General features: G+C 42.6%; 24 protein-coding genes, 1 pseudogene and 1 riboswitch. Of the genes and pseudogenes, 16 read left to right on the top strand and 9 right to left on the bottom strand.

Going from position 1 to position 20,461, the window contains the following annotated elements:
* Window positions 1-57: 57 nt before the first annotated feature.
* The 4 genes from moaE to moaA all read right to left on the bottom strand — a co-directional run bounded on the left by moaE (window position 58) and on the right by moaA (window position 2,307).
* A complete protein-coding gene (moaE, locus tag J5X96_RS05870; RefSeq protein ID WP_209362232.1) occupies window positions 58-513 on the bottom strand; it encodes a molybdopterin synthase catalytic subunit MoaE in 456 nt (151 codons plus the stop codon).
* Window positions 514-759, bottom strand: a complete 246-nt coding sequence (gene moaD / locus J5X96_RS05865) for a molybdopterin synthase sulfur carrier subunit (protein WP_209362230.1) — start codon at window positions 757-759, stop codon at window positions 514-516.
* On the bottom strand, window positions 759-1,241 hold the full coding sequence (gene moaC / locus J5X96_RS05860; RefSeq protein ID WP_209362228.1) for a cyclic pyranopterin monophosphate synthase MoaC: 483 nt from the start codon (window positions 1,239-1,241) through the stop codon (window positions 759-761). Before moaC ends, moaD begins: the two co-directional genes overlap by 1 nt.
* Before the next feature lie 52 nt (window positions 1,242-1,293).
* A complete protein-coding gene (moaA, locus tag J5X96_RS05855) occupies window positions 1,294-2,307 on the bottom strand; it encodes a GTP 3',8-cyclase MoaA (protein ID WP_209362226.1) in 1,014 nt (337 codons plus the stop codon).
* Window positions 2,296-2,455: riboswitch (molybdenum cofactor riboswitch) on the bottom strand. Its footprint overlaps the gene before it by 12 nt.
* Before the next feature lie 223 nt (window positions 2,456-2,678).
* On the opposite strand from moaA, the gene yvcK reads away from it, so the two are divergent.
* The 16 genes and pseudogenes from yvcK to J5X96_RS05775 form a co-directional block, all read left to right on the top strand.
* Complete coding sequence (yvcK, locus tag J5X96_RS05850) at window positions 2,679-3,647, top strand: uridine diphosphate-N-acetylglucosamine-binding protein YvcK (protein ID WP_209362224.1); 969 nt, start codon at window positions 2,679-2,681, stop codon at window positions 3,645-3,647.
* A 15-nt stretch (window positions 3,648-3,662) separates the two neighbouring features.
* Window positions 3,663-3,911 (top strand): class I ribonucleotide reductase maintenance protein YfaE, encoded by a 249-nt coding sequence (gene yfaE, locus J5X96_RS05845; RefSeq protein WP_021615332.1) that lies wholly within the window; start codon window positions 3,663-3,665, stop codon window positions 3,909-3,911.
* A gap of 171 nt (window positions 3,912-4,082) precedes the next feature.
* On the top strand, window positions 4,083-5,630 hold the full coding sequence (gene trpE / locus J5X96_RS05840) for an anthranilate synthase component I (protein ID WP_209362222.1): 1,548 nt from the start codon (window positions 4,083-4,085) through the stop codon (window positions 5,628-5,630).
* A gap of 10 nt (window positions 5,631-5,640) precedes the next feature.
* Window positions 5,641-6,225 carry an aminodeoxychorismate/anthranilate synthase component II gene (locus J5X96_RS05835; RefSeq protein WP_209362221.1) on the top strand — a complete coding sequence of 195 codons (585 nt, stop codon included), beginning with the start codon at window positions 5,641-5,643 and terminating at the stop codon, window positions 6,223-6,225.
* Between the two features lie 170 nt (window positions 6,226-6,395).
* The gene (locus tag J5X96_RS05830; protein WP_209362219.1) at window positions 6,396-6,788 is read left to right on the top strand and encodes a tautomerase family protein; all 393 of its coding nucleotides are present in this window, start codon (window positions 6,396-6,398) and stop codon (window positions 6,786-6,788) included.
* A gap of 11 nt (window positions 6,789-6,799) precedes the next feature.
* Window positions 6,800-7,801 (top strand): anthranilate phosphoribosyltransferase, encoded by a 1,002-nt coding sequence (gene trpD / locus J5X96_RS05825; RefSeq protein ID WP_209362217.1) that lies wholly within the window; start codon window positions 6,800-6,802, stop codon window positions 7,799-7,801.
* A 34-nt stretch (window positions 7,802-7,835) separates the two neighbouring features.
* Entirely contained in the window at window positions 7,836-9,266 is a 1,431-nt protein-coding gene (gene trpCF, locus J5X96_RS05820) for a bifunctional indole-3-glycerol-phosphate synthase TrpC/phosphoribosylanthranilate isomerase TrpF (protein WP_209362215.1), read from the top strand.
* A 116-nt stretch (window positions 9,267-9,382) separates the two neighbouring features.
* Complete coding sequence (locus J5X96_RS05815) at window positions 9,383-10,063, top strand: hypothetical protein (RefSeq protein WP_209362213.1); 681 nt, start codon at window positions 9,383-9,385, stop codon at window positions 10,061-10,063.
* Between the two features lie 287 nt (window positions 10,064-10,350).
* The gene (gene hybO / locus J5X96_RS05810; protein WP_209362211.1) at window positions 10,351-11,499 is read left to right on the top strand and encodes a hydrogenase 2 small subunit; all 1,149 of its coding nucleotides are present in this window, start codon (window positions 10,351-10,353) and stop codon (window positions 11,497-11,499) included.
* Between the two features lies 1 nt (window position 11,500).
* On the top strand, window positions 11,501-12,541 hold the full coding sequence (hybA, locus tag J5X96_RS05805) for a hydrogenase 2 operon protein HybA (RefSeq protein ID WP_209362209.1): 1,041 nt from the start codon (window positions 11,501-11,503) through the stop codon (window positions 12,539-12,541).
* Window positions 12,534-13,760 carry a Ni/Fe-hydrogenase cytochrome b subunit gene (gene hybB / locus J5X96_RS05800; RefSeq protein WP_049372990.1) on the top strand — a complete coding sequence of 409 codons (1,227 nt, stop codon included), beginning with the start codon at window positions 12,534-12,536 and terminating at the stop codon, window positions 13,758-13,760. The genes hybA and hybB overlap by 8 nt, the downstream gene beginning before the upstream one ends.
* A complete protein-coding gene (gene hybC / locus J5X96_RS05795; RefSeq protein WP_209362207.1) occupies window positions 13,760-15,469 on the top strand; it encodes a hydrogenase 2 large subunit in 1,710 nt (569 codons plus the stop codon). Before hybB ends, hybC begins: the two co-directional genes overlap by 1 nt.
* Window positions 15,469-15,948 carry a HyaD/HybD family hydrogenase maturation endopeptidase gene (locus J5X96_RS05790; protein WP_209362205.1) on the top strand — a complete coding sequence of 160 codons (480 nt, stop codon included), beginning with the start codon at window positions 15,469-15,471 and terminating at the stop codon, window positions 15,946-15,948. Before hybC ends, J5X96_RS05790 begins: the two co-directional genes overlap by 1 nt.
* 143 nt (window positions 15,949-16,091) lie before the next feature.
* Window positions 16,092-16,601, top strand: a complete 510-nt coding sequence (gene hybE, locus J5X96_RS05785; protein WP_209362203.1) for a hydrogenase-2 assembly chaperone — start codon at window positions 16,092-16,094, stop codon at window positions 16,599-16,601.
* Window positions 16,602-16,631: 30 nt separating this feature from the next.
* Window positions 16,632-16,907 (top strand): hydrogenase maturation factor HybG, encoded by a 276-nt coding sequence (gene hybG, locus J5X96_RS05780; RefSeq protein WP_209362202.1) that lies wholly within the window; start codon window positions 16,632-16,634, stop codon window positions 16,905-16,907.
* Between the two features lie 182 nt (window positions 16,908-17,089).
* Window positions 17,090-17,176: pseudogene (locus J5X96_RS05775) on the top strand (hydrogenase); the annotation flags it as partial.
* A 272-nt stretch (window positions 17,177-17,448) separates the two neighbouring features.
* Here J5X96_RS05775 and J5X96_RS05770 read toward each other — a convergent pair.
* From J5X96_RS05770 to J5X96_RS05750, 5 genes are all read right to left on the bottom strand, one after another.
* Entirely contained in the window at window positions 17,449-17,793 is a 345-nt protein-coding gene (locus J5X96_RS05770; RefSeq protein ID WP_209364780.1) for a type II toxin-antitoxin system PemK/MazF family toxin, read from the bottom strand.
* A 2-nt stretch (window positions 17,794-17,795) separates the two neighbouring features.
* Window positions 17,796-18,050, bottom strand: coding sequence for a transcriptional regulator (locus tag J5X96_RS05765; RefSeq protein ID WP_209362200.1), 255 nt, complete (start codon window positions 18,048-18,050; stop codon window positions 17,796-17,798).
* Between the two features lie 301 nt (window positions 18,051-18,351).
* Window positions 18,352-18,945 carry an FMN-dependent NADH-azoreductase gene (locus J5X96_RS05760; RefSeq protein WP_209362198.1) on the bottom strand — a complete coding sequence of 198 codons (594 nt, stop codon included), beginning with the start codon at window positions 18,943-18,945 and terminating at the stop codon, window positions 18,352-18,354.
* Between the two features lie 226 nt (window positions 18,946-19,171).
* On the bottom strand, window positions 19,172-19,495 hold the full coding sequence (locus tag J5X96_RS05755; RefSeq protein ID WP_209362196.1) for a zinc ribbon domain-containing protein YjdM: 324 nt from the start codon (window positions 19,493-19,495) through the stop codon (window positions 19,172-19,174).
* Window positions 19,496-19,588: 93 nt separating this feature from the next.
* Window positions 19,589-20,452, bottom strand: coding sequence for a DMT family transporter (locus J5X96_RS05750; protein WP_209362194.1), 864 nt, complete (start codon window positions 20,450-20,452; stop codon window positions 19,589-19,591).
* Window positions 20,453-20,461: the final 9 nt, after the last annotated feature.

Below are 20,461 nucleotides of genomic sequence, written 5' to 3'. Positions count from 1 at the left end.
TCCGCTTCAGTAACGAAACGGATATTTTTAATCTTCTTTCTAAACGGTAAGAAAGGATTATTTCCACTTATCGGCAGCCGCATAATCACTGTCGCGACCTTCAATCCAACGCTCCCCTTTTTCGGTTTGTTCTTTTTTCCAAAAAGGGGCTTTGGTTTTCAAATAATCCATAATAAATTCATTCGCGTGATAAGCATCGCCACGATGCGCAGACGCGGTTCCCACTAACACAATTTCATCACCGGTGTTCAATTCACCTACACGATGAATGATGGAAATCTTTTGTAAATCCCACCGCGCTTTTGCCTGTTGGGCAATGTCCATCAAGGCTTTATGCGTCATCGCCGGGTAATGTTCCAAATACAAACTACTGACTTCATCCCCTAAGTTCATATCACGCACTTTGCCCACAAACATTACCGTAGCACCAACCGAATTTTCTTCGCTCAACCAACGATAAACGGCATTTTGATCGAACATCTGTTCTTGCACGGAAATTTGAATATCGTTCATTTAGCCCCCGGTCACCGGTGGGAAAAACGCAATTTCATCACCATTTTTGACCGCACTTTCTAACGGCATTAAGGTTTGATTAATGGCCACCAAAAGTTTATCCGATTGCAACGCCAACGCCCATTTATCCCCTTTCGCCGCAAGATGTTGACGTAATTCTTCTACCGTGGCGAAATGTTCGTTTACTTCAACGGCATCCAAACCGATTAATTCTCGCGTTTGGGCAAAAAATAAAACGCGTAACATTATTTTTCCTCCGCAATAAAATGCCCGGATTTTCCACCGCTCTTTTCCAACAAACGCACCGTTTCAATCACCATGTCTTTTTGTACCGCTTTACACATATCGTAAATGGTTAATGCGGCAACGCTTGCAGCCGTTAACGCTTCCATTTCTACACCGGTTTTACCGCTTAATTTGCACAGGCTTTCAATGCGTACTTGATGGGTTTCAGGAAGTGCAATCAAACTCACTTCGACTTTAGAAAGTAAAAGCGGATGACACAGTGGAATCAGTTCCCAAGTGCGTTTTGCGGCTTGAATACCGGCAATTCGGGCGGTAGCAAACACATCGCCCTTGTGGTGTTGTCCGGAGATGATCATTTGTAAGGTTTCCGGCGCCATGCGAATATAGGCTTCAGCACGCGCCTCGCGAACCGTGTCGGCTTTGGCGGAAACATCCACCATATTCGCCTCGCCATTCGCATTAATGTGAGTCAATGTGGTCATGATAATTTAAAAGTGCGGTTGGTTTTCTTGATGTTTTCAGTCTCGGCGTAAATTAACCGCCGATACTGGCTAAATGATTACGCACACCGCTATCGCCAACATGCAGATAATGGTGTTCACGCTTACCTTGTAACGCAGAGAAAATTCTTGATTGCAAAAGCATTTGTTGCTCATCAGATTGTAACAAATCACGTAAATCAATCCCTTCTTCACCAAATAAGCAAAGGTGCAATTTTCCTTTGGCAGAAACTCTCAAACGGTTACAGCTGGCGCAGAAATTTTTCTCATAAGGCATGATTAAGCCGATTTCGCCCAGATAATCCGGGTGACGAAAAACTTTTGCCGGACCGTCAGAACGATTTTTTATCTGTAATTGCCAGCCGTCTTGCAAGAGTTTTTGTTCTAAAACCTGTCCCGATAAATGATGTTTTTGGAAGAAAGAATTCATTTCACCGGTTTGCATCAACTCGATGAAACGCATCTGAATCGGTTTATTTTTAATCCATGCCAAGAAACCGGAAAAGTCTTTATCATTCAAATCTTTCATTAAGACTGAATTGACTTTGACTTTTTGATAGCCACATTCAAAAGCGCGATCAATACCACGCATAATGTCATCAAACTTATCGACACCGGTAATGCGCTGGAACATTCTGGCATCTAGGCTATCCACACTGACGTTAATAGACGTCACGCCGGCTTGTTTCCAAGCGGCAACATCCTTAAGCAATCGAAAACCGTTTGTGGTCAGTGCGATTTGTTTGATACCGTCAATGCCACGAATGCTTTCGACAATTGGCAGGAAGTCTTTACGTAAGGTCGGTTCGCCACCGGTAATACGGACTTTTTCCGTTCCCATCACCGCAAAGCTACTGACCAAGCGACGAATTTCGTCCAAGGTTAAAAAACTCGGCTTATTAGGTTCAGGCTGATAACCGTCAGGTAGGCAATAATTGCAACGAAAATTACACATATCGGTAATCGACAGTCGCAAATAGTAGTATTCACGCTGGAACGAATCAACAAGTTGAGCCGCTCCAACATTTTTGATTGGAATGGTTTGCATTTGACACCTTTCTAAAAACGGAGAGGATAAATCGTTTCCAACGTATCCCTGAATAATACCGACTTCGTATTATTGGCATTACCACCCTATTTTGTGTTCAATACTGTGCGCAAAACGTAGGTAAGTAAGCTCGGAGTTATATGCGATAAATAAATTTCGTTGCATTGTAAAAGATTCACGAAAACAAATGCAATCAATTAATTTAATTTAAGGGGAAAATTAATAAATTTCTTTAAAATCAATTATATATGTTATTATATAGCGAAGATTTTATAGTAAAAAAGAGGTATCTCATTGCAAAGTTATGCCATTCAACTTCTCTATTTAAAATAGATCATTATAATGGGGCCAACAAAAAATAAGGAACTCTCATGGCGGATTTTAAAAGCTATCAACAACATGAAAATCTTAATCGACTGACAAACATCGTGGCTATCGGTGGCGGGCATGGATTAGGTCGTGTCATGTCAGCATTGAGTTTTATGAAAGAACGCCTTACCGCAATTGTGACCACCACTGATAACGGCGGATCTACCGGACGAATTCGCATGGAACACGGCGGCATTGCCTGGGGTGACTTGCGTAACTGCTTAAATCAAATCATCACGGAACCAAGCACCGCCTCCGCCTTATTTGAATATCGTTTTCGCGGCAATGGTGAATTAGCGGGGCACAACCTCGGCAATCTCATGTTAAAAGCGCTGGAAGATATGCAAATTCGCCCAACAGAAGCCGTCAATCTCATTCGCGAATTATTGCATGTAAAATCCTTTATCTTCCCGATGTCGGAGCAACCTATTCACCTCGCTGCCGTATTAAACAGCGGCAATAGTGTTGTCGGTGAAGTCAGCGTCGATAGCTTAACCGAACTCCCTAAATCCCTCTTTTTAGTGCCTTATGCCACAGCCACACCGGAAGCCATTCACGCCTTACAGAATGCAGAAGTGATTTTATTCGGCCCCGGCAGCTTCCTCACCAGTATTATGCCGCCACTGCTTCTTCCGGAAATCGCTGAGCAACTCAGACAAAGCGAAGCCAAAAAGATCTTTATTGATAATTTAGGTACGGAACTTGGCCCTGCCGCAACCCTTTCTCTCACCGAACGCATTCAGTGGCTCCACGAGATTGTCGGTCAACCGATGATTGATGGCGCAGTCACTTCAACGGATGTCACTATGGAGCCCGCACTGAACTTCACCATTCTCACTGGTCGCTTAAACGCTGACGATATTGCCTATCGGCACGACCGTACACTTCTTTGCGCGGCGATTGATGAATTAGTAGGGATGTTATATACACCTCAAGAAGAGGAAATTATGTCCCCCTTTGCGGAAATGTAATGCGTTTTATCCATAATGAAAATTCACTTATTACGACGCCAACAAATTATTGAACACGATAATGCCCTTCCCCTATTAACACGTTTAGAACAGCTCGGCATTCAACATGAATATCAATGCCGCAGCGGTTATTGTGGCGCGTGTCGGGTTAAATTAAAAAAAGGTCGGGTTTCCTACAAAGAGCCGCCCCTTGCGTTTTTATTGGAAGATGAAATCTTGCTTTGTTGCTGCCACGTAGAAGAAGATTTAGAAATCGATTTATAAAATACCGCCAAAATCCACCGCACTTTTCAATTCTATCTTTGGAAGGATGTTCCCTCGCCTTTTTAAACGCACCGCTCCCGATTCCTCAACAAAAAATCGATTTCTCCTTGACTTTTAATTCTTGTACTAGTTTAATAGTGCAACATGATTTTATGTTTTAAGGAAATGAGAATGTCATCTGCTTTTATTCAAACATTCACACAAAACGTCGCTTATCACAGCGACCCTACCGCCATTTTCGCCACCTTATGTGAAAACAAACCGAATACGCTACTGTTAGAATCTGCCGAAATTTCCAGCAAAAACAGTCTGAAAAGTTTATTACTCGTTAACGCGGCCATGAAAATTTCCTGTTTGGGACAACGCGTCACTTTTCATACGTTGAGCGACAACGGTGCCGCCGTGTTGCCGTTAATTGCACAAAAACTTTCAGCACAGGTAAACGTAACATCCCAAACAAGCACCGAACTGCAAGTGGAATTCAAACCTGCCGACAATAATGCAGACGAAGACAGTAAATTATTGGCACACGGCATTTTCGACGGGTTGCGTTGTTTCACCGAACTTTATCAGGCAAGCACCTTGCCGGTTTTTTTAGGCGGGTTATTCGCCTATGACTTGGTGGCAAATTTTATTCCGATGGAAAACATCACTTTGCAAGATGATGGCATTACCTGCCCGGATTATTGCTTTTATTTAGCAGAACAATTACTGGTGATCGACCATCAATTGCAACAAGCGGAATTACAAACCTTTTGTTTTGCACAAAATGCGTTGGCGACACTGCAGCAGAACGCCCAACACATTGCCAAAAAACTCTTGGAAATTCGACCGCACTTGAGCCTCAAACCGGCTTCTACCGAGGTTGCCATTAATTTAGATGATGATAAATTCAAAAAAATTATTGAACGCCTGAAGCAACATATTTATTGCGGCGACGTGTTCCAAATCGTGCCGTCCCGTCGTTTCTCCCTTGAATGCCCGAATACGCTGGCGACTTATCGTCAGTTAAAACAAAACAATCCAAGCCCGTATATGTTCTTTATTCAAGACGAGGAGTTCACTCTATTCGGTGCTTCACCGGAAAGTGCCTTGAAATATTCGCAAACTACCCGTCAGTTGGAAATCTACCCGATTGCCGGCTCCCGTCCGCGCGGCTTTGATGCTGACGGCAATATCGATCCCGAATTAGATTCTCGCTTGGAACTGGAATTGCGTTTGGATCATAAAGAACAAGCGGAACATTTGATGTTAGTAGATTTAGCCCGTAACGACATCGCCCGTGTGTGTGAAAGTAAAACCCGCCATGTGAAAGATTTAATGCAGGTGGATCGTTATTCGCACATTATGCACCTTGTTTCTCGCGTTGTAGGTAAACTTCGCCCTGAACTGGATGCGCTACACGCCTACCAGGCTTGTATGAACATGGGCACGCTAACCGGTGCACCGAAAATCAAAGCCATGCAGTTAATTTATCAATTTGAACAACAAAAACGCCACAGTTACGGCGGTGCCGTAGGCTATCTGCAATCTGACGGTAATTTTGATACCTGTATCGTGATTCGCTCTGCCTTCGTGCAAAACGGTATTGCCCATGTGCAAGCCGGTTGCGGTACGGTGTTGGATTCCGACCTGCAAATGGAAGCCGATGAAACCCGTCACAAAGCCCGCGCGGTCATCAACGCCATCGTACAAACCAATAAGAAAGCGAATCAATAGGAGTGAGATCATGGCAACCATTTTATTTTTAGATAACTTTGATTCATTTACTTACAATTTGGTGGATCAATTTCGTGGATTGGGACATCAGGTTCACATTTACCGCAACGATTGCGATTTAACGATTTTAGAAAAAAACGCCTTGGCGCAACCGGATACGATTCTTGCCCTCTCCCCCGGGCCGGGCACACCGGATGAAGCGGGAAATATGATTCCGTTAATTAAGCGATTAATCGGCAAAGTACCGATGTTGGGCATTTGTTTGGGGCATCAAGCGTTAATTGAAGCCTTCGGTGGAAAAGTCGTTCACGCAGGTGAAATTTTGCACGGCAAAGTGTCCAGAATTGAACACGACAATGAAGCCATGTTCAAAGGTTTGACCAACCCGATGCCGGTCGCGCGCTATCATTCCCTCATGGGAATTAATTTACCCGATGAATTGATTCCGAACGCCTCTTATAATGGTATAAACATGGCAATTCGCCACCGCACTTTGCCCATTTGTAGCTTCCAATTTCACCCTGAATCCATTTTAACGGTGCAAGGAGCGCAGTTATTGGCGCAATCGGTGGAATGGTTATTGAAACGGAATTAATATCCCACTTCCCCTCTTTAGCAAAGAGGGGTTAGGGGAGATTTGGCAGTCGTCATAAAACAGAGTAAGTTAATAAATTTCATTTGATTTTTATTCAATAACAATATTTTTCCAATCTCCCCAGTTCCTCTTTTCTAAAGAGGGAGATTTTAAATAAAAAAGGACAAAACATGATCACAGTATATGGCTTAAAACGTACCCTCTCCCCGCGCAAATCCTCTGTCGCGGAGGTGATTTATAACTGCCTGGAGCTCGGTCTAGATGTTGCCAAAGGCAAGCATGCGTTACGTTTTATTTGCCTTGAAGATGACGATTTCTATTATCCGCACACAGCGAACCGTAGCGACAATTACATGGTGATTGAAATCAATTTAATGCAAGGTCGTTTAGAACAAACCAAAAAACGTTTAATTAAAATGTTGTTCAGTGAATTTGAATACAAATTAGGCATTAGCCCGTTTGACGTGGAAATCACCATCAAAGAGCAACCGGCGCATTGTTGGGGCTTCCGTGGTATGACCGGTGATGAAGCGCGCGATTTGGATTACGATATTCATAAATAAGGACAAGGATGATGGAAAACCAAGCTCTATTAGAAAAACTTTATGGTGCACAAACCTTAACCGCCGCGGAAAGCGAAGCCTTATTTAACGCCATCATGTTGGGGGAATTAAGCAACGAACAAATCGCGGCCATGTTAGTGGCTCTCAAAGTGCGTGGTGAAACCATTGATGAAGTCAATGGTGCCGTATTAGCCGCCATTAAAAATGCCAAACCGTTTCCAACACCCGATTACCCTTTCGCCGATATCGTCGGCACGGGCGGTGACGGCGCCAATACCATCAATATTTCTACGGCATCCGCTATCGTCGCAGCCACTTGTGGTGCCAAAGTAGCAAAACACGGCAACCGTAGTGTTTCCAGTAAAACCGGTTCAAGCGATTTATTGACCGCACTTGGCGTCAATATTGCCATGTCTCCAGAACAAGCCCGCAAGGCATTGGACAACATCGGCATCTGCTTCTTGTTTGCACAGCAATATCACCCCGGTTTTAAATATGTCGTGCCGGTACGCCAAGCCTTAAAAACCCGTACGCTCTTTAATATTCTAGGTCCGCTTATTAATCCTGCACGTCCGAAACGTCAATTGCTCGGCGTTTATTCTCCCGAACTCATTGATATTTATGCCAAAACCGTTGCCCAATTAGGGCACGAACACACCATTATCGTACACGGCAGTGGCTTAGACGAAGTGGCAATTCATGGTGCGACAGAAGTCGCGGAAGTGCGTAACGGCAAGATTGAACGTTACACCTTAACGCCACAGGATTTTGGTTTCCAAGTCAAACCGTTGGAAAGTTTACGCGGTGGCGAACCGACAGAAAATGCGCAAATGATTACCGCACTTTTACAAGGCAAAGGCAAAGCGGAACACCATCAAGCCGTCGCCATGAACACAGCCCTCTTACTGAAATTGTTCGGACAAGAAGACATTAAAGATAATGCACAACGGGTATTGGATGTGATTACACAAGGCAAACCATTTGAAACCTTACAGAAATTAACAACCTATTAATTTAAAGACCTGTTTTCAACAATAAGACATAAACATGATCACACAAGACTTTTCCAAACCCCTTGAAACCGCCACAGTGTTACAAAAAATCGTGCTCGACAAAGCCGAATGGGTAAAAAACAAAGAAGCGGAATTTCCATTAAGTGAATTTGAAAAAAACATTCAAAAATCCGACCGCGCTTTTTATGATGCGTTAGCAAAAGGCACTCACCAAAAACCGGCGTACATTTTAGAATGTAAAAAAGCCTCACCGTCCAAAGGGTTGATTCGCAGTGAATTTAAACCGACAGAGATTGCACAGGTCTATAAACACTATGCCAACGCGATTTCTGTGCTGACGGATGAAAAATACTTCCAAGGCGATTTTTCCTACATCAAACAAGTTCGCAACGTTATCACACAACCGGTATTATGCAAAGACTTTATGATCAGCGAATATCAGGTGTATTTGGCGCGTTACCACCAAGCAGATGCGATTTTACTCATGCTTTCAGTAGTGAGCGACGAAACTTATCGCATCTTAGCCGATTTGGCGCATTCTCTCGGCATGGGCGTGTTGACTGAAACCAGTAACGAAGAAGAATTTGAACGCGCCTTGGCGTTAGGCGCGAAAATTATCGGTGTGAATAATCGTAATTTGCATGATTTAAGCGTGGATTTAAACCGCGTGGTGGCATTAACCAACCGATATACCGACCGCATTCCTTCCGACGTACGAATCATCAGCGAATCAGGTATTTACCATCATCAGCAAGTACACGAATTACAACAGGTTGCTCACGGTTTTTTAATTGGCAGCAGTTTAATGAGCAGTCCTGACTTAAACAACGCCGTACGTGAAGTCATTTTCGGTGAAAACAAAGTGTGCGGTTTAACCCGTGCGCAAGACGTAAAAACCGTTTACGAAAGCGGTGCATTATACGGCGGGTTAATTTTTGTCGAAAATTCCAAACGTTGTGTCAGTTTACGCCAAGCCCAAGAATTGGTGACGGCCGCCCCACTTCGTTTTGTGGGCGTGTTTCAAAATCAAGAGATTGATTTTATCGTGAAAATCGCGCAGCAGTTACAACTCTATGCCGTTCAGTTGCACGGCGATGAAACAGCGGAATTTATCACCGCACTTCGCGCCGAATTGCCTAAAAGCATTCGCATTTGGAAAGCCATTTCCGTGGATGTAACCCATAAAAGTGCGGTGGTTTTTGACGACGTTTCTGCGATTGATCGTTTTGTTTTCGATAGCAAGTCAGGCTCGCAACAAGGTGGTACCGGTGAGACTTTCAATTGGTCATTGATTCCGACACAACTAAAACATAAAATCCTGTTGGCAGGCGGTATTAATCCAAATAATATTGACACTGCGTTAGCACAACATTGTGTCGGTGTGGATCTGAATTCCGGTGTGGAAAGCGCTCCCGGTGTGAAAGACGCTGAAAAAGTGCGGTCGGTTTTTAAGGCAATTTTGTAAGATTGCTAAACATCAATACGAAAGATAGCCTGCATCAGGAAATACGTGCTATCAATTAACCTCAACCCAACCTACCCTAGATGGATTTTGAATTCTAAATAAATTAGGAAATAAATATGGATAAACAACCAATATACTGGGAAAAAACTGTTGAGTACCTATTCGTAATAAAGAATTACAAAAAATTCCAAATGATAGCCCCACTTGATGGGAATCATGAAAAACAAACAGCTGACACTGTAGCACAAACAGGAGAGAAATTTGTTCTAATAGAATTTAAACGAGATGATTGCTCACAAGATGCTGAATTTGAAAAGTTTAAGAAGATGAAAAATTCCAACATAACTAATAAAGAAATTACCAATCAAATCAAAGAAATTAAGGGAAATAAATGTCATTTTATTATTTACGCAAAGCTAAATACAAACAATGAGTTGGAGCTAGTTTATAAGTCATATGTGAGTTATCTGGAGAATCTGGAGAATAATAAAGACCAAATTAACACAGATGATTATGAAAAAATGATCGAGGAAGGTATCGAAAAGGAAAAGTTTATTAAATACCTAAAAGATTTTGGAGCACTTCGAATAGGTAATGATGATAGTTCTGGAAATTCAAGTGATGGAAATCAGAAATCTAAAAAAATAAGTGCTGATTTTTCTAACGTTGTTATTTTAGACAATCAAGGTGGTTGCTATACTTTTGATGATTTTCACCATTGTCTGCTGAAGAATACCCCAGATATTGCATCAATCCATATTACTAGCCAAGCTACTAATTATAGAAGGAAACCATGATAGTATGTTTTATTAATTTTGATAGCGCGCGTCTCCAGACGCGTGCTTTTCTTTTCCACTCATTATTCTTATAAATACGTTTACGCCAACCCGCCTACACACCCATTTATAGTTACAAACTATTAACAAATGAGAATGAGTCTCAATTAATAATTAAAACAATAAGTTAAATCGCATTTTATTACGAAAAGTAAGGTTATCTTTGATGACGATCAAATAAATTCCCATCATCAAGGCATATCATATTCCAATAACCATACGAACAACGTGCCAATTGGAGTGATGATATGCAACGAAGTGATGGATTATTTTCTGCCTTAGCCGATGTTTCTCGTCGGGATTTTATGAAATTATGTACCGCTCTTGCGGCAACGATGGGACTAAGCAGTAAAGCCGGTGCGGAGATGACCAACGCCTTAACGGCACCGGCACGCCCACCGGTGTTATGGATCGGGGCACAAGAATGTACGGGATGTACGGAATCGCTACTACGCGCTACCCATCCGACAGTGGAAAACTTGGTATTGGAAATGATTTCCTTAGAATACCACGAAACCCTTTCTGCAGCCTTTGGGGAACAAGCTGAAGATAACAAACACAATGCAATTAAACAATATTATGGAAAATATGTTTTAGTCGTCGATGGTTCCATTCCGGTGAAAGACGGCGGTGTCTATTGTATGGTCGCCGGTAAACCGATTGTAGAACACATCCAAGAGGCCGCTAAAGGGGCTGCAGCCATTATTGCGATTGGTTCTTGTGCGGCATGGGGCGGCGTACCTTCTAGCGGCGGCAACCCAACTGGTGCAAGCAGCTTATCTGAAGTCTTACCAAAAGGCACACCGGTGATTAATATTCCAGGTTGTCCACCAAATCCACATAACTTCCTTGCAACCGTTGCTTATATTCTGACTTATAAGAAACTACCCGCAATGGACAAATTAAATCGTCCATTATTCGCTTACGATCGCTTAATTCACGAAAACTGCTATCGTCGTCCGCACTTTGATGCTGGTCGCTTCGCTAAAGAATACGGTGATTATGGTCACCGCAACGGTTGGTGTTTGTATCATCTCGGTTGTAAAGGCCCGGAAACTTACGGTAACTGCTCTACCTTAGAATTCTGTGATGTTGGTGGTAATAACTGGCCGGTAGGTATTGGGCACCCTTGCTATGGTTGTAACGAAAAAGGTGTGGGCTTTACTAAAGGCATTTTCCAATTAGCCGGTGTAGAAAACCCAACACCACGCGTTGAAAAACCGGATGTCAACAACACTGAAGGTTCAGGGGCGACCATGACAGCCATCGGTTTATTAGGCGGTGCTGCGGCAATACTCGCCGGCGTGAGTGTGGTGACTTTACGCGAATTAAGCATTCAACATAAAGCCCGTGTCGAGGCCAAAGCGGCAGAAAAAGAACAACATACAGGTAAATAACATGGATAGACGAAAATTTCTAAAAGCCGGTGTGCTTGGCGGAATTGCTTCCACCTTGCCTGTGTCGAGTGCGCAGGCATCAGACGCGGTTGAGCCCATTCCCGGTGCGCTTGGAATGCTTTACGACTCTACCCTTTGTGTAGGTTGTCAGGCTTGCGTGGCAGAATGTCAAAACGTGAACCACACACCGGTAAACCCGAAAGGCAATCAGACTTGGTCGAATAATGACAAACTTACGCCGTTCACACGTAATATTATTCAAGTGTGGAGCGATGGCGACGGTAAAAATAAAGACCAAACAGAAAACGGCTATGCTTACATAAAAAAACAATGTATGCATTGTGTTGACCCAAACTGTGTTGCGGTTTGCCCAGTTCAGGCCCTTACCAAAGATCCCAAAACCGGTATCGTGAAATACGATCCTGACATTTGTACCGGTTGCCGTTATTGCATGGTGGGTTGTCCTTTTGATGTACCAAAATACGACTATGACAATCCGTTCGGTGAAATCAGCAAATGTGAACTCTGTAACCAAAAAGGTGTTGAACGCCTAGATAAAGGCGAATTGCCGGGTTGTTGCCATGTTTGCCCAACGGGCGCCATCATTTTCGGTACAAGAGAAGAATTATTGGCGGAAGCCAAACGCCGTTTGAGCTTGTTACGTGGTACTGAATACGATTATCCACGCCAACACGTCAATAGCACAGATAAATACCGTGCCACTGTGCCGGCATATCAATATCACATCTACGGTGAAAAAGAAGGCGGTGGCACACAAGTTCTTGCTTTAAGTGGTGTACCTTTTGCTAACCTTGGTTTACCAGACTTAGATGAAGTCGCAACAGGTTCTCGTGCGGCGCATTTACAACACTTCTTATATCGCGGTTTAGCATTGCCATTAGTCGCACTGGCTGGTTTAACCTTTATGACTTACAAAAATATGCATGGCGATAAAATCGCTGAGCGTATTGCAGCACAAAAAGAAGCCATGCGTCAGGCACGCAAGGAAATCGAAGAAGCGGAGGATGAGCATCATGAGTAATCCACGTCCGGTAGGCGGTCGCCTTGTTTCTGCCGCCATTCTCTTTTTTGCTCCCCTTGCCGTGCTTTGCGTTTTATTAATTTTAAAACGTTTGGTTTTTGGTATCGGTTCTGTAACCGCACTTAATGGCGGTTATCCTTGGGGGTTATGGATTGCCTTTGACTTACTTGTTGGTACAGGATTTGCCTGTGGCGGTTGGGCTCTTGCTTGGACCGTGTATATTTTCAACAAAGGGAAATATCACGCTCTTGTTCGCCCGGCATTGCTTGCTAGTTTATTCGGTTATTCCCTCGGCGGTTTATCTATCACCATTGATATGGGACGTTATTGGCACTTGCCGTATTTCTACGTTCCGGGGCAGTTCAACACCAATTCCGTGCTGTTTGAAACGGCATTTTGTATGACAGTGTATATCATTGTCGTCACCTTAGAATTTGCCCCAGTATGGCTTGGTTTCCTCGGTTTGAAAAAATGGTTTAATAAACTCAATAAAATCATGTTTTTTATCATTGCCTTGGGTGCCTTGTTACCAATGATGCACCAATCTTCAATGGGTTCCTTGATGATTGTAGCTGGTCACAAAGTCCATCCGGTATGGCAAAGCTATGAAGCACTACCAATTCTCTCCTTACTGACGGCTTTTATTATGGGCTTCTCTATTGTGATTTTTGAGGGTTCTTTAGTTAAAGCGGGTCTTGCAGGAAAAACACCAGATGAACGTCATTTATTTACTCAATTGGCACGCGTTACCGCAGGATTAATTTTCTGTTTCTTAGCGGTGCGTTTTGGTGAGTTGATTTATCACGACAAACTGCAAATGGTTGTGGGTTTCGATAAATTAACAAAATTTGAAGCATGGATGTTCTGGATGGAAGTCTGGTTGATGGTATTACCATTACTGACCCTCTTCCTCGGGGAGAAAAAATCCGATTCCCGTTGGTTATTTATTTCGGCATTAAGCATGTTACTCGGTGCGGCATTATGGCGGATGAACTACTCGCTTATCATGTATAATCCGGGCAACGGCTATCAATATTTCCCATCTGCGGAAGAATTGCTTATTTCAATCGGTTTCGTTTCTATTGAAGTATGTGCCTATATTTTAATCATTCGTTTATTCCCTGTATTACCGGTATTTAAAGAAAAACATACCGAAGACTCAGAAAAAATTATTGCCGAAAAAGCGGCATTCAGCAAAAAAGTTAGCGGAGCAGAATAATGTCAGAAAAAAAACGTATCTCAATTGACCCAATTACCCGTATTGAGGGTCATTTACGTATTGATTGCGAAATTGAAAACGGTGTTGTCACCAATGCTTGGTCATCAGGTACCATGTGGCGCGGTATGGAAAATATCGTAAAAGGTGCAGACCCTCGTGATGCATGGATGATTATGCAACGTATCTGTGGCGTATGTACCACTGTACACGCGATTATCAGCGTACGTGCCGTAGAAGATGCTATTGGTGCTAAAGTTCCCGTCAATGCACAGTACATTCGTAACATGATTCTTGCGGCACACAGCATTCACGACCATATCGTGCATTTCTATCAACTCTCCGCGATGGACTGGGTGGATATCACCGCTGCGCTAAAAGCTGATCCTGAAAAAGCAGCAGATATGCTAAAAGGCGTTTCTACATGGTCATTAAACAGTGCTAACGAATTCCGCAATGTACAGAAAAAAATTCAAGCATTAGTGGATAGTGGACAACTTGGTATTTTCGCTAACGGTTACTTCGGTCATGCTGCAATGAAACTTCCACCAGAAGTCAACCTCATTGCCGTCGCGCACTATTTGCAAGCCCTTGAATGTCAACGTGATGCTAACCGTGTAGTTGCATTACTTGGTAGTAAAACACCACATATTCAAAACTTAGCTATCGGTGGTGTAGCAAACCCAATTAACTTAGATTCCCAAGCGGTACTAAACCAAGAACGTCTCATGTTCGTGAAAGCTTGTATCGACCGCTTAACTGACTTCATTAACCAAGTGTATAAAGTAGATGCGGCGGTATTTGCGGCTTACTATCCTGAATGGTTAAGCTTGGGTAAAACATCGGGTAACTACTTATCTGTACCAGAATACCCAATTGATGCAGATAACTCTAAATTCATGTTAAAAGGTGGTTATATCGAAAATGGCGATTTATCCACTTTCCGTCCAATTGATCAACAAAAAGATGAGTTCGTTGTAAAAGGAATTAAAGAAAGTGGTAAACACGCTTGGTACGAAGATGATGAACCATTAGAACCTTGGGCAGGCTTAACTCGTCCGAAATATACCGGCTGGCAAGATGACGGTAAATACTCTTGGGTAAAAGCGCCGACATTCTACGGTAAAGTCGTTGAAGTGGGGCCTCTTGCCTACTTAATGTGTGGTTTGGTTGCGAATGACACCCCAACTGTCAACCACTTCAATGAATTAAAAGGCATTTATGAAAAATTGACCGGTAATACTTTAACCACCGATCAATTACATTCTACCCTTGGACGTATTATCGGCCGTACCGTGCATTGCTGTGCGATCAACGACATTTTAAGTGCTCAATGGCAAATGCTCATTGATAACATCGCTAAAGGCGATATGACGGCTTACATTAAAACAGATATTCCGGCAAGCGGTGAATTCCGTGGTGTTGGTTTCGGTGAAGTGCCGCGCGGTATGCTTTCTCACTGGGTGGTGATCAAAGACGGTCGCATTGAAAACTATCAAGCCGTTGTACCATCCACATGGAATGCCGGCCCGCGTAACGAACAAGACCAAATGGGCCCTTATGAGCTTTCCATTATTGGTACACCGGTGGCAGATCCAACTAAACCATTGGAAGTGGTCAGAACCATTCACTCTTTCGACCCTTGTATGTCCTGCGCTGTGCACGTAGTTAATACCGAAAACGGTGAAGTGACTGAAGTGAAGGTGTTGTAATGAAGCCGTTAATTCTTGGCGTCGGCAATATTTTGTTAAGTGATGAAGGTGTCGGCGTGCGCGTTGTGCAGGAGCTTGAAAAACGCCCTGAAATTCAACCGCACTTTGACATCATCGATGGTGGTACTTGTGGCATGGAATTACTGGATGCGATGGCAAATCGCGAGCATTTGATTATTGTCGATGCCGTGCTTGCTAACAAACAGCCAGGTGAGATTATTGTGTTGCATGACGAGCAAGTGCCCACCTTTTTCTCTCGCAAAATTTCGCCACATCAACTGGGTATTTGTGATGTTCTTTCCGCTCTCAAACTGACGGATGAATTTCCACAAAATCTTTGTCTCATCGGTATCCAACCGGAATCATTAGAAGCCGGCATTGGATTAACGGAAACGATACAAAAAGCATTACCGAATGTTTTTATAACCTTGAATCAAGTAGTAAAAGAATACGGTTTGAACTTAAACACCCCTCTTTAGAAAAGAGGGGCTGGGGGAGATTTGACCTAATTAATAATAGAGACAAGTGCTAAATCTCCCCTAACCCCTCTTTACAAAAGAGGGGTATTTTCTTTAAGGTTTCACCTACTATTCTTTAATCTTATTAATATTGATAAATAACCATGTACCGACACGAAAAAACTCCTGAAAATAGCACCGCACTTTTAACCTCCGTTACCGGCTTTGATGAAAATCCAACAGTTCTCTTTCTTGCTGAAATGCAAAAAATTGTTCCTGAAATGCAAGATCTCCCCTTCTTTCATCACAATATTGAATGTTTCTGCCCAAAATTCGTTTTATTTGAAGGACAATGGGTCGGCTCGGTGTTAACCCCATGGATGATTAGCGTTGTTATTCTGCCTGGCCCACAACAAACCTGGGAACCGCGAGAGTTAGGGGATAAAATCACTGTTCAACTGCCTTACAAAGCCCTTACTTTCACGGTCAGTGGCGTTGAAACCGTACCGCAATACTTAAGCTGCTCCTTGCATTCCCCGCTTGATCCGAATCTTACCAACGAACAAGCCATCCAACTGACACAGGATTGCCTACGCATGATTTTATCCATGCCAACCAAACAAGCGACGTTTGATCCAGATCGCCGCAATTTATTTAAAGCAATGGTAAAATAAGCGCAAATTTTTAATCGGAGTAAATGAATTATGTGTTTAGGTGTGCCCGGTCAAATTGTCAAAATCGGCGACAACGCATTACAACTTGCCACCGTAGATGTTTGCGGCGTGCAACGTGAGGTGAATATTTCTCTTATCTGCAGCGATGATCCCAAACCTCTGCTGGGCAAATGGGTTCTCGTCCATGTTGGTTTCGCGATGAGCATCATTGATGAAGAAGAAGCCAAACAAACTCAAGAAGCCCTGCTTGCCATGAGCCAGCTAGAACATGAAGTAGGTGATTTCGGGGGATTGAATCAGCAGTAATGTGAGATATTGAATGGTAATAATTTGAAGAAAAGCAGGCTTTCAGCTTGCTTTTCGTTTTCATCTTTGTGTGTTTTGTTTGCAAGATCCTCCTGCTGGCGCAGGCGTCCTTCGCTTGTGCCTTTTTGATTTACACAAATATATATTTTCAGCACAAGCGTGGACGCTTGCGCTATCTTACGGAAGCCAAACAAACCCAAGAAGCCCTACTTGCCATGAGCCAGTTAGAACATGAAGTGGGGGATTTTGGGGGATTGAATCAGAGGTGATTTAAGGGAAAGTGCGGTTGGAATGAGAAAATATTTTATGTAATTATTGAATATCCAAAGAAAATTAATGTCCATCTTTCTCTTTATCTCTCTTTTCCCCTGCTGGCGCAAGTGTTCTTTGCTTGTACCTTTTTGTTTTACACAAATATATATTTTCGGCACAAGCGTGGACGCTTCGCTATCGTATTGTTTGCCATTGTTTAAATTTAAGATATAACTTCCCTACTTTATATCCAAATTGCTGTTTGTTTACCACAATTACCCTACTTTTCTTACTTTAATAAATGCTCGCCACCCAATAAAAGTATCACTCGTTTGAGTACTTCATCATAAATCTGTGACTCGGCTTGTTTAATAAATTTGATATGTCTCTCACGCCAATCTAATGTCTGAACTAATGTTGTTGCAACGACACTTGGGCTTTCCAAGCCTTCAATCGGAACCTCGGTTGCTTTACCACGAATGCTTGTACTAATAGGACAACAAATAATTAGCCCTGTCGATTTATTATAAATTTCATGGCTTAGAATGAGTGCTGGACGATATTTCCCAATTTCTTTTCCTTTCGTCGGTTCAAAATCTAACCAAACAATATCATTCCTCTTTGGTACATACATCATTAATATTCCAGTTCCTGCGGTAAAGTCGCCACAACTAACTCGTCTGCATGGGCATCATAAGCTGTTATATCTTTTAATAAATCGGCTTCAGTCAATTTTTTTTGACATTTTGAAATGTATAACCCATTTGGGGATATCTCTATATCCACCGTATCTCCAGCAGAAAATTGAGGAACCGTACGAAGGTTTCCCGTCAATCTTAAGCCGATACATTTTCCCCAAACACCTAATGTAGCTTGTTGTCTTAATTGCATAAATACCTCCTTCATCGTTAAGGATGATGATATTACTTTAATATCACACTTTCAATCTTCTTTATTGAGATTTCCCCTGCTGGTGCAAGCGTCTTTCGCTTGTGCCTTTTTGATTTCCTCAAATCTATATTTTCAGCACAAGCGTGGACGCTTGCGCTATCGCATGGTCACGTACTAAGAAGCGAACGCCATTGATAAGTTAATCCATATTAAAAATCCACCGCACTTTTCTTAGCGCGATGGATTTTTTCTCTCTTTTTTAGATTTCGTGCAACAAGTTGCACGCTACGTTTTTTACTGATTAAAGTGCGGTCACAATTTTATCAATTTCGGCTTTGGCGTGTGCCTGTGCTTTGGCAATCGAATCTGCACCTAAACCAATGCCTTCTGAATAAACGAATTGCACGTCAGTAATGCCCACAAAGCCTAAGATGGTTTTTATGTATGCCGTAACATGATCCGTTGGTTGATTTTGATGGAAGCCACCAAATGCAGATAACACGATGGCTTTTTTACCTTTTAATAAGCCTTGTGGGCCGTTTTCGGTGTATTGGAATGTTACACGTGGACGGGCAATAAAATCAAAATAACTTTTTAATTGTGTCGGAATGTTGAAATTATACATCGGCGCATTGATCACCACGAGATCCGCTTTTTGAATTTCCGCGACCAATTCATCAGATAACGCTAATAAGGCATTTTCAGCTTCTGTGCTTGGTTGACCACGAACGGCGGTGGCTGCTGTTGCATCGAAATGCGGTAATGGCTTTTTAGCCAAATCACGCACAACAATATTATTGTTATCCCCAAGCTTGCTAACCAAATAATCGGATAATTGGTTGGTTTGTGAATTGTCTGCCAAAATACTGGATTTTAATACAAGAATATTGCGCATATTTTTTCCTCTTGAAATCGTGAATAAAAAGTGTGGTCATTTTAATGGGTATTTTCGAAAGATAAATAGGACTTTTAGAAAAGCATTATTCATGATCAGTTAATAATCCGCATGAGACAATTTAAGCGCTATCATTCTTTCATTTATCACGAAAACTCACCGCACTTTCAAAGGATAGCGAACCTAAAAGATGACATCACACTGTCGTGCTTAGCTCACCATTGACTTATGCCTTCTTCAAAAACTCTGATTTCAGCATAATTTTGCCGCAATCCACGTTGTGATCGCCACGGGCGAGGCGGATGCTTTTAAATTTCGTGCCTTTCTTTAATACTTCGGAAGAGCCTTTGAGTTTGAGGTCTTTGATGAGCAGCACATCATCGCCGTCGGCGAGGAGATTGCCATTGCTGTCTTTGACGATAAGCTGATCATCGTCATGCTCCTCGGCTTCATTGCCGGTCCATTCGTGGCCGCAGTCCGGGCAGACAAATTGGATGGAATCGTGATACGTATTTTCGCCTTTGCAAGATGGGCAAATTGGATAGTCCATGTGTTTCCTCATTATTTAACAGTGGAATAAAAATTGAAATGCGCGCTATTGTAACGGAACAACACGCATTTTGGGGAATTATTTAGCCCGGCTTTATCTGCGTATTTTTGCCAATAGGCTAACGGAAACAATAATGACCAATGAGCCGATCCAGAAATTAAGCGTCGGCACGTTGTGCCAGAACAACCAGTCGCAAATACTGGAGAAAATCACGCCGGTGAAAGCAAATGGTGTGATGACATTGGCCGGAGCATATTTGAAAGCTCGGGTCAGCAATAATTGGAATATGAGTCCGAAACCGCCTACCAATAATAAAAACACAAACCCCTGTGTGGAAGGCATTATCCATTGTGTGGCAAAAAATAACGGTAACAAAAGAGAACCCAATAAATGAAAGTAAAACACGATATTTTTCGGCGAATTATGCTTGTTAAGCTCTTGCAGGCTGATAAATGCCATGGCGGCGAGAAATGCCGCGCCCAAGGCATAACCGATGTATTGTAGTTCAAAATGCTTGGAAGAATCCGTCAGCATGATAATGGAGACGCCCGCAAAACCAAGGAAGCTACACGCCAGCACTTTTAGCGGGGTTCTTGTTCGTAACACAAACAACAATAAAGGGACGAATAACGCCGAGGTATTCATCAATAACACGGCGATAGAAATCGGTAAGTATTTGATGGCGTAAAATGTCAGCAACATACTGGCAATACCTGCCAGGTTACGCATAACAAGAAACGGCCATTGACTGAGCTCGACCTTAAAATCACCGTCACGAATCATAAACGGCAATAAAAAAATAAAGCCGATCAAAAAGCGGGAAAATAAAATTTCGCTGGATGGCAATTCGTCGGAAGCATATTTTACAAAAACGCCCATTAAAGCGATGCTGATATAAGCCAACACCATACAAATAATGGCTTTTTGATATGAAGTGGCAGTGAGTTTTTTCGACATGAAGACGTC

The organism is Aggregatibacter sp. 2125159857, assembly GCF_017798005.1.
Classification (GTDB): domain Bacteria; phylum Pseudomonadota; class Gammaproteobacteria; order Enterobacterales; family Pasteurellaceae; genus Aggregatibacter.
The sequence above is the reverse complement of the archived record's forward strand: the minus strand, read 5'-3'. Positions and strand labels throughout refer to the sequence as shown.

Excerpts from the sequence above, each read along its gene's own strand:
- moaE (WP_209362232.1), bottom strand. The coding sequence starts at position 513 with ATGAACGATATTCAAATTTCCGTGCAAGAACAGATGTTCGATCAAAAT.
- moaD (WP_209362230.1), bottom strand. The coding sequence starts at position 759 with ATGTTACGCGTTTTATTTTTTGCCCAAACGCGAGAATTAATCGGTTTG.
- moaC (WP_209362228.1), bottom strand. The coding sequence starts at position 1,241 with ATGACCACATTGACTCACATTAATGCGAATGGCGAGGCGAATATGGTG.
- moaA (WP_209362226.1), bottom strand. The coding sequence starts at position 2,307 with ATGCAAACCATTCCAATCAAAAATGTTGGAGCGGCTCAACTTGTTGAT.
- yvcK (WP_209362224.1), top strand. The coding sequence starts at position 2,679 with ATGGCGGATTTTAAAAGCTATCAACAACATGAAAATCTTAATCGACTG.
- yfaE (WP_021615332.1), top strand. The coding sequence starts at position 3,663 with ATGAAAATTCACTTATTACGACGCCAACAAATTATTGAACACGATAAT.
- trpE (WP_209362222.1), top strand. The coding sequence starts at position 4,083 with ATGTCATCTGCTTTTATTCAAACATTCACACAAAACGTCGCTTATCAC.
- J5X96_RS05835 (WP_209362221.1), top strand. The coding sequence starts at position 5,641 with ATGGCAACCATTTTATTTTTAGATAACTTTGATTCATTTACTTACAAT.
- J5X96_RS05830 (WP_209362219.1), top strand. The coding sequence starts at position 6,396 with ATGATCACAGTATATGGCTTAAAACGTACCCTCTCCCCGCGCAAATCC.
- trpD (WP_209362217.1), top strand. The coding sequence starts at position 6,800 with ATGGAAAACCAAGCTCTATTAGAAAAACTTTATGGTGCACAAACCTTA.
- trpCF (WP_209362215.1), top strand. The coding sequence starts at position 7,836 with ATGATCACACAAGACTTTTCCAAACCCCTTGAAACCGCCACAGTGTTA.
- J5X96_RS05815 (WP_209362213.1), top strand. The coding sequence starts at position 9,383 with ATGGATAAACAACCAATATACTGGGAAAAAACTGTTGAGTACCTATTC.
- hybO (WP_209362211.1), top strand. The coding sequence starts at position 10,351 with ATGCAACGAAGTGATGGATTATTTTCTGCCTTAGCCGATGTTTCTCGT.
- hybA (WP_209362209.1), top strand. The coding sequence starts at position 11,501 with ATGGATAGACGAAAATTTCTAAAAGCCGGTGTGCTTGGCGGAATTGCT.
- hybB (WP_049372990.1), top strand. The coding sequence starts at position 12,534 with ATGAGTAATCCACGTCCGGTAGGCGGTCGCCTTGTTTCTGCCGCCATT.
- hybC (WP_209362207.1), top strand. The coding sequence starts at position 13,760 with ATGTCAGAAAAAAAACGTATCTCAATTGACCCAATTACCCGTATTGAG.
- J5X96_RS05790 (WP_209362205.1), top strand. The coding sequence starts at position 15,469 with ATGAAGCCGTTAATTCTTGGCGTCGGCAATATTTTGTTAAGTGATGAA.
- hybE (WP_209362203.1), top strand. The coding sequence starts at position 16,092 with ATGTACCGACACGAAAAAACTCCTGAAAATAGCACCGCACTTTTAACC.
- hybG (WP_209362202.1), top strand. The coding sequence starts at position 16,632 with ATGTGTTTAGGTGTGCCCGGTCAAATTGTCAAAATCGGCGACAACGCA.
- J5X96_RS05770 (WP_209364780.1), bottom strand. The coding sequence starts at position 17,793 with ATGTATGTACCAAAGAGGAATGATATTGTTTGGTTAGATTTTGAACCG.
- J5X96_RS05765 (WP_209362200.1), bottom strand. The coding sequence starts at position 18,050 with ATGCAATTAAGACAACAAGCTACATTAGGTGTTTGGGGAAAATGTATC.
- J5X96_RS05760 (WP_209362198.1), bottom strand. The coding sequence starts at position 18,945 with ATGCGCAATATTCTTGTATTAAAATCCAGTATTTTGGCAGACAATTCA.
- J5X96_RS05755 (WP_209362196.1), bottom strand. The coding sequence starts at position 19,495 with ATGGACTATCCAATTTGCCCATCTTGCAAAGGCGAAAATACGTATCAC.
- J5X96_RS05750 (WP_209362194.1), bottom strand. The coding sequence starts at position 20,452 with ATGTCGAAAAAACTCACTGCCACTTCATATCAAAAAGCCATTATTTGT.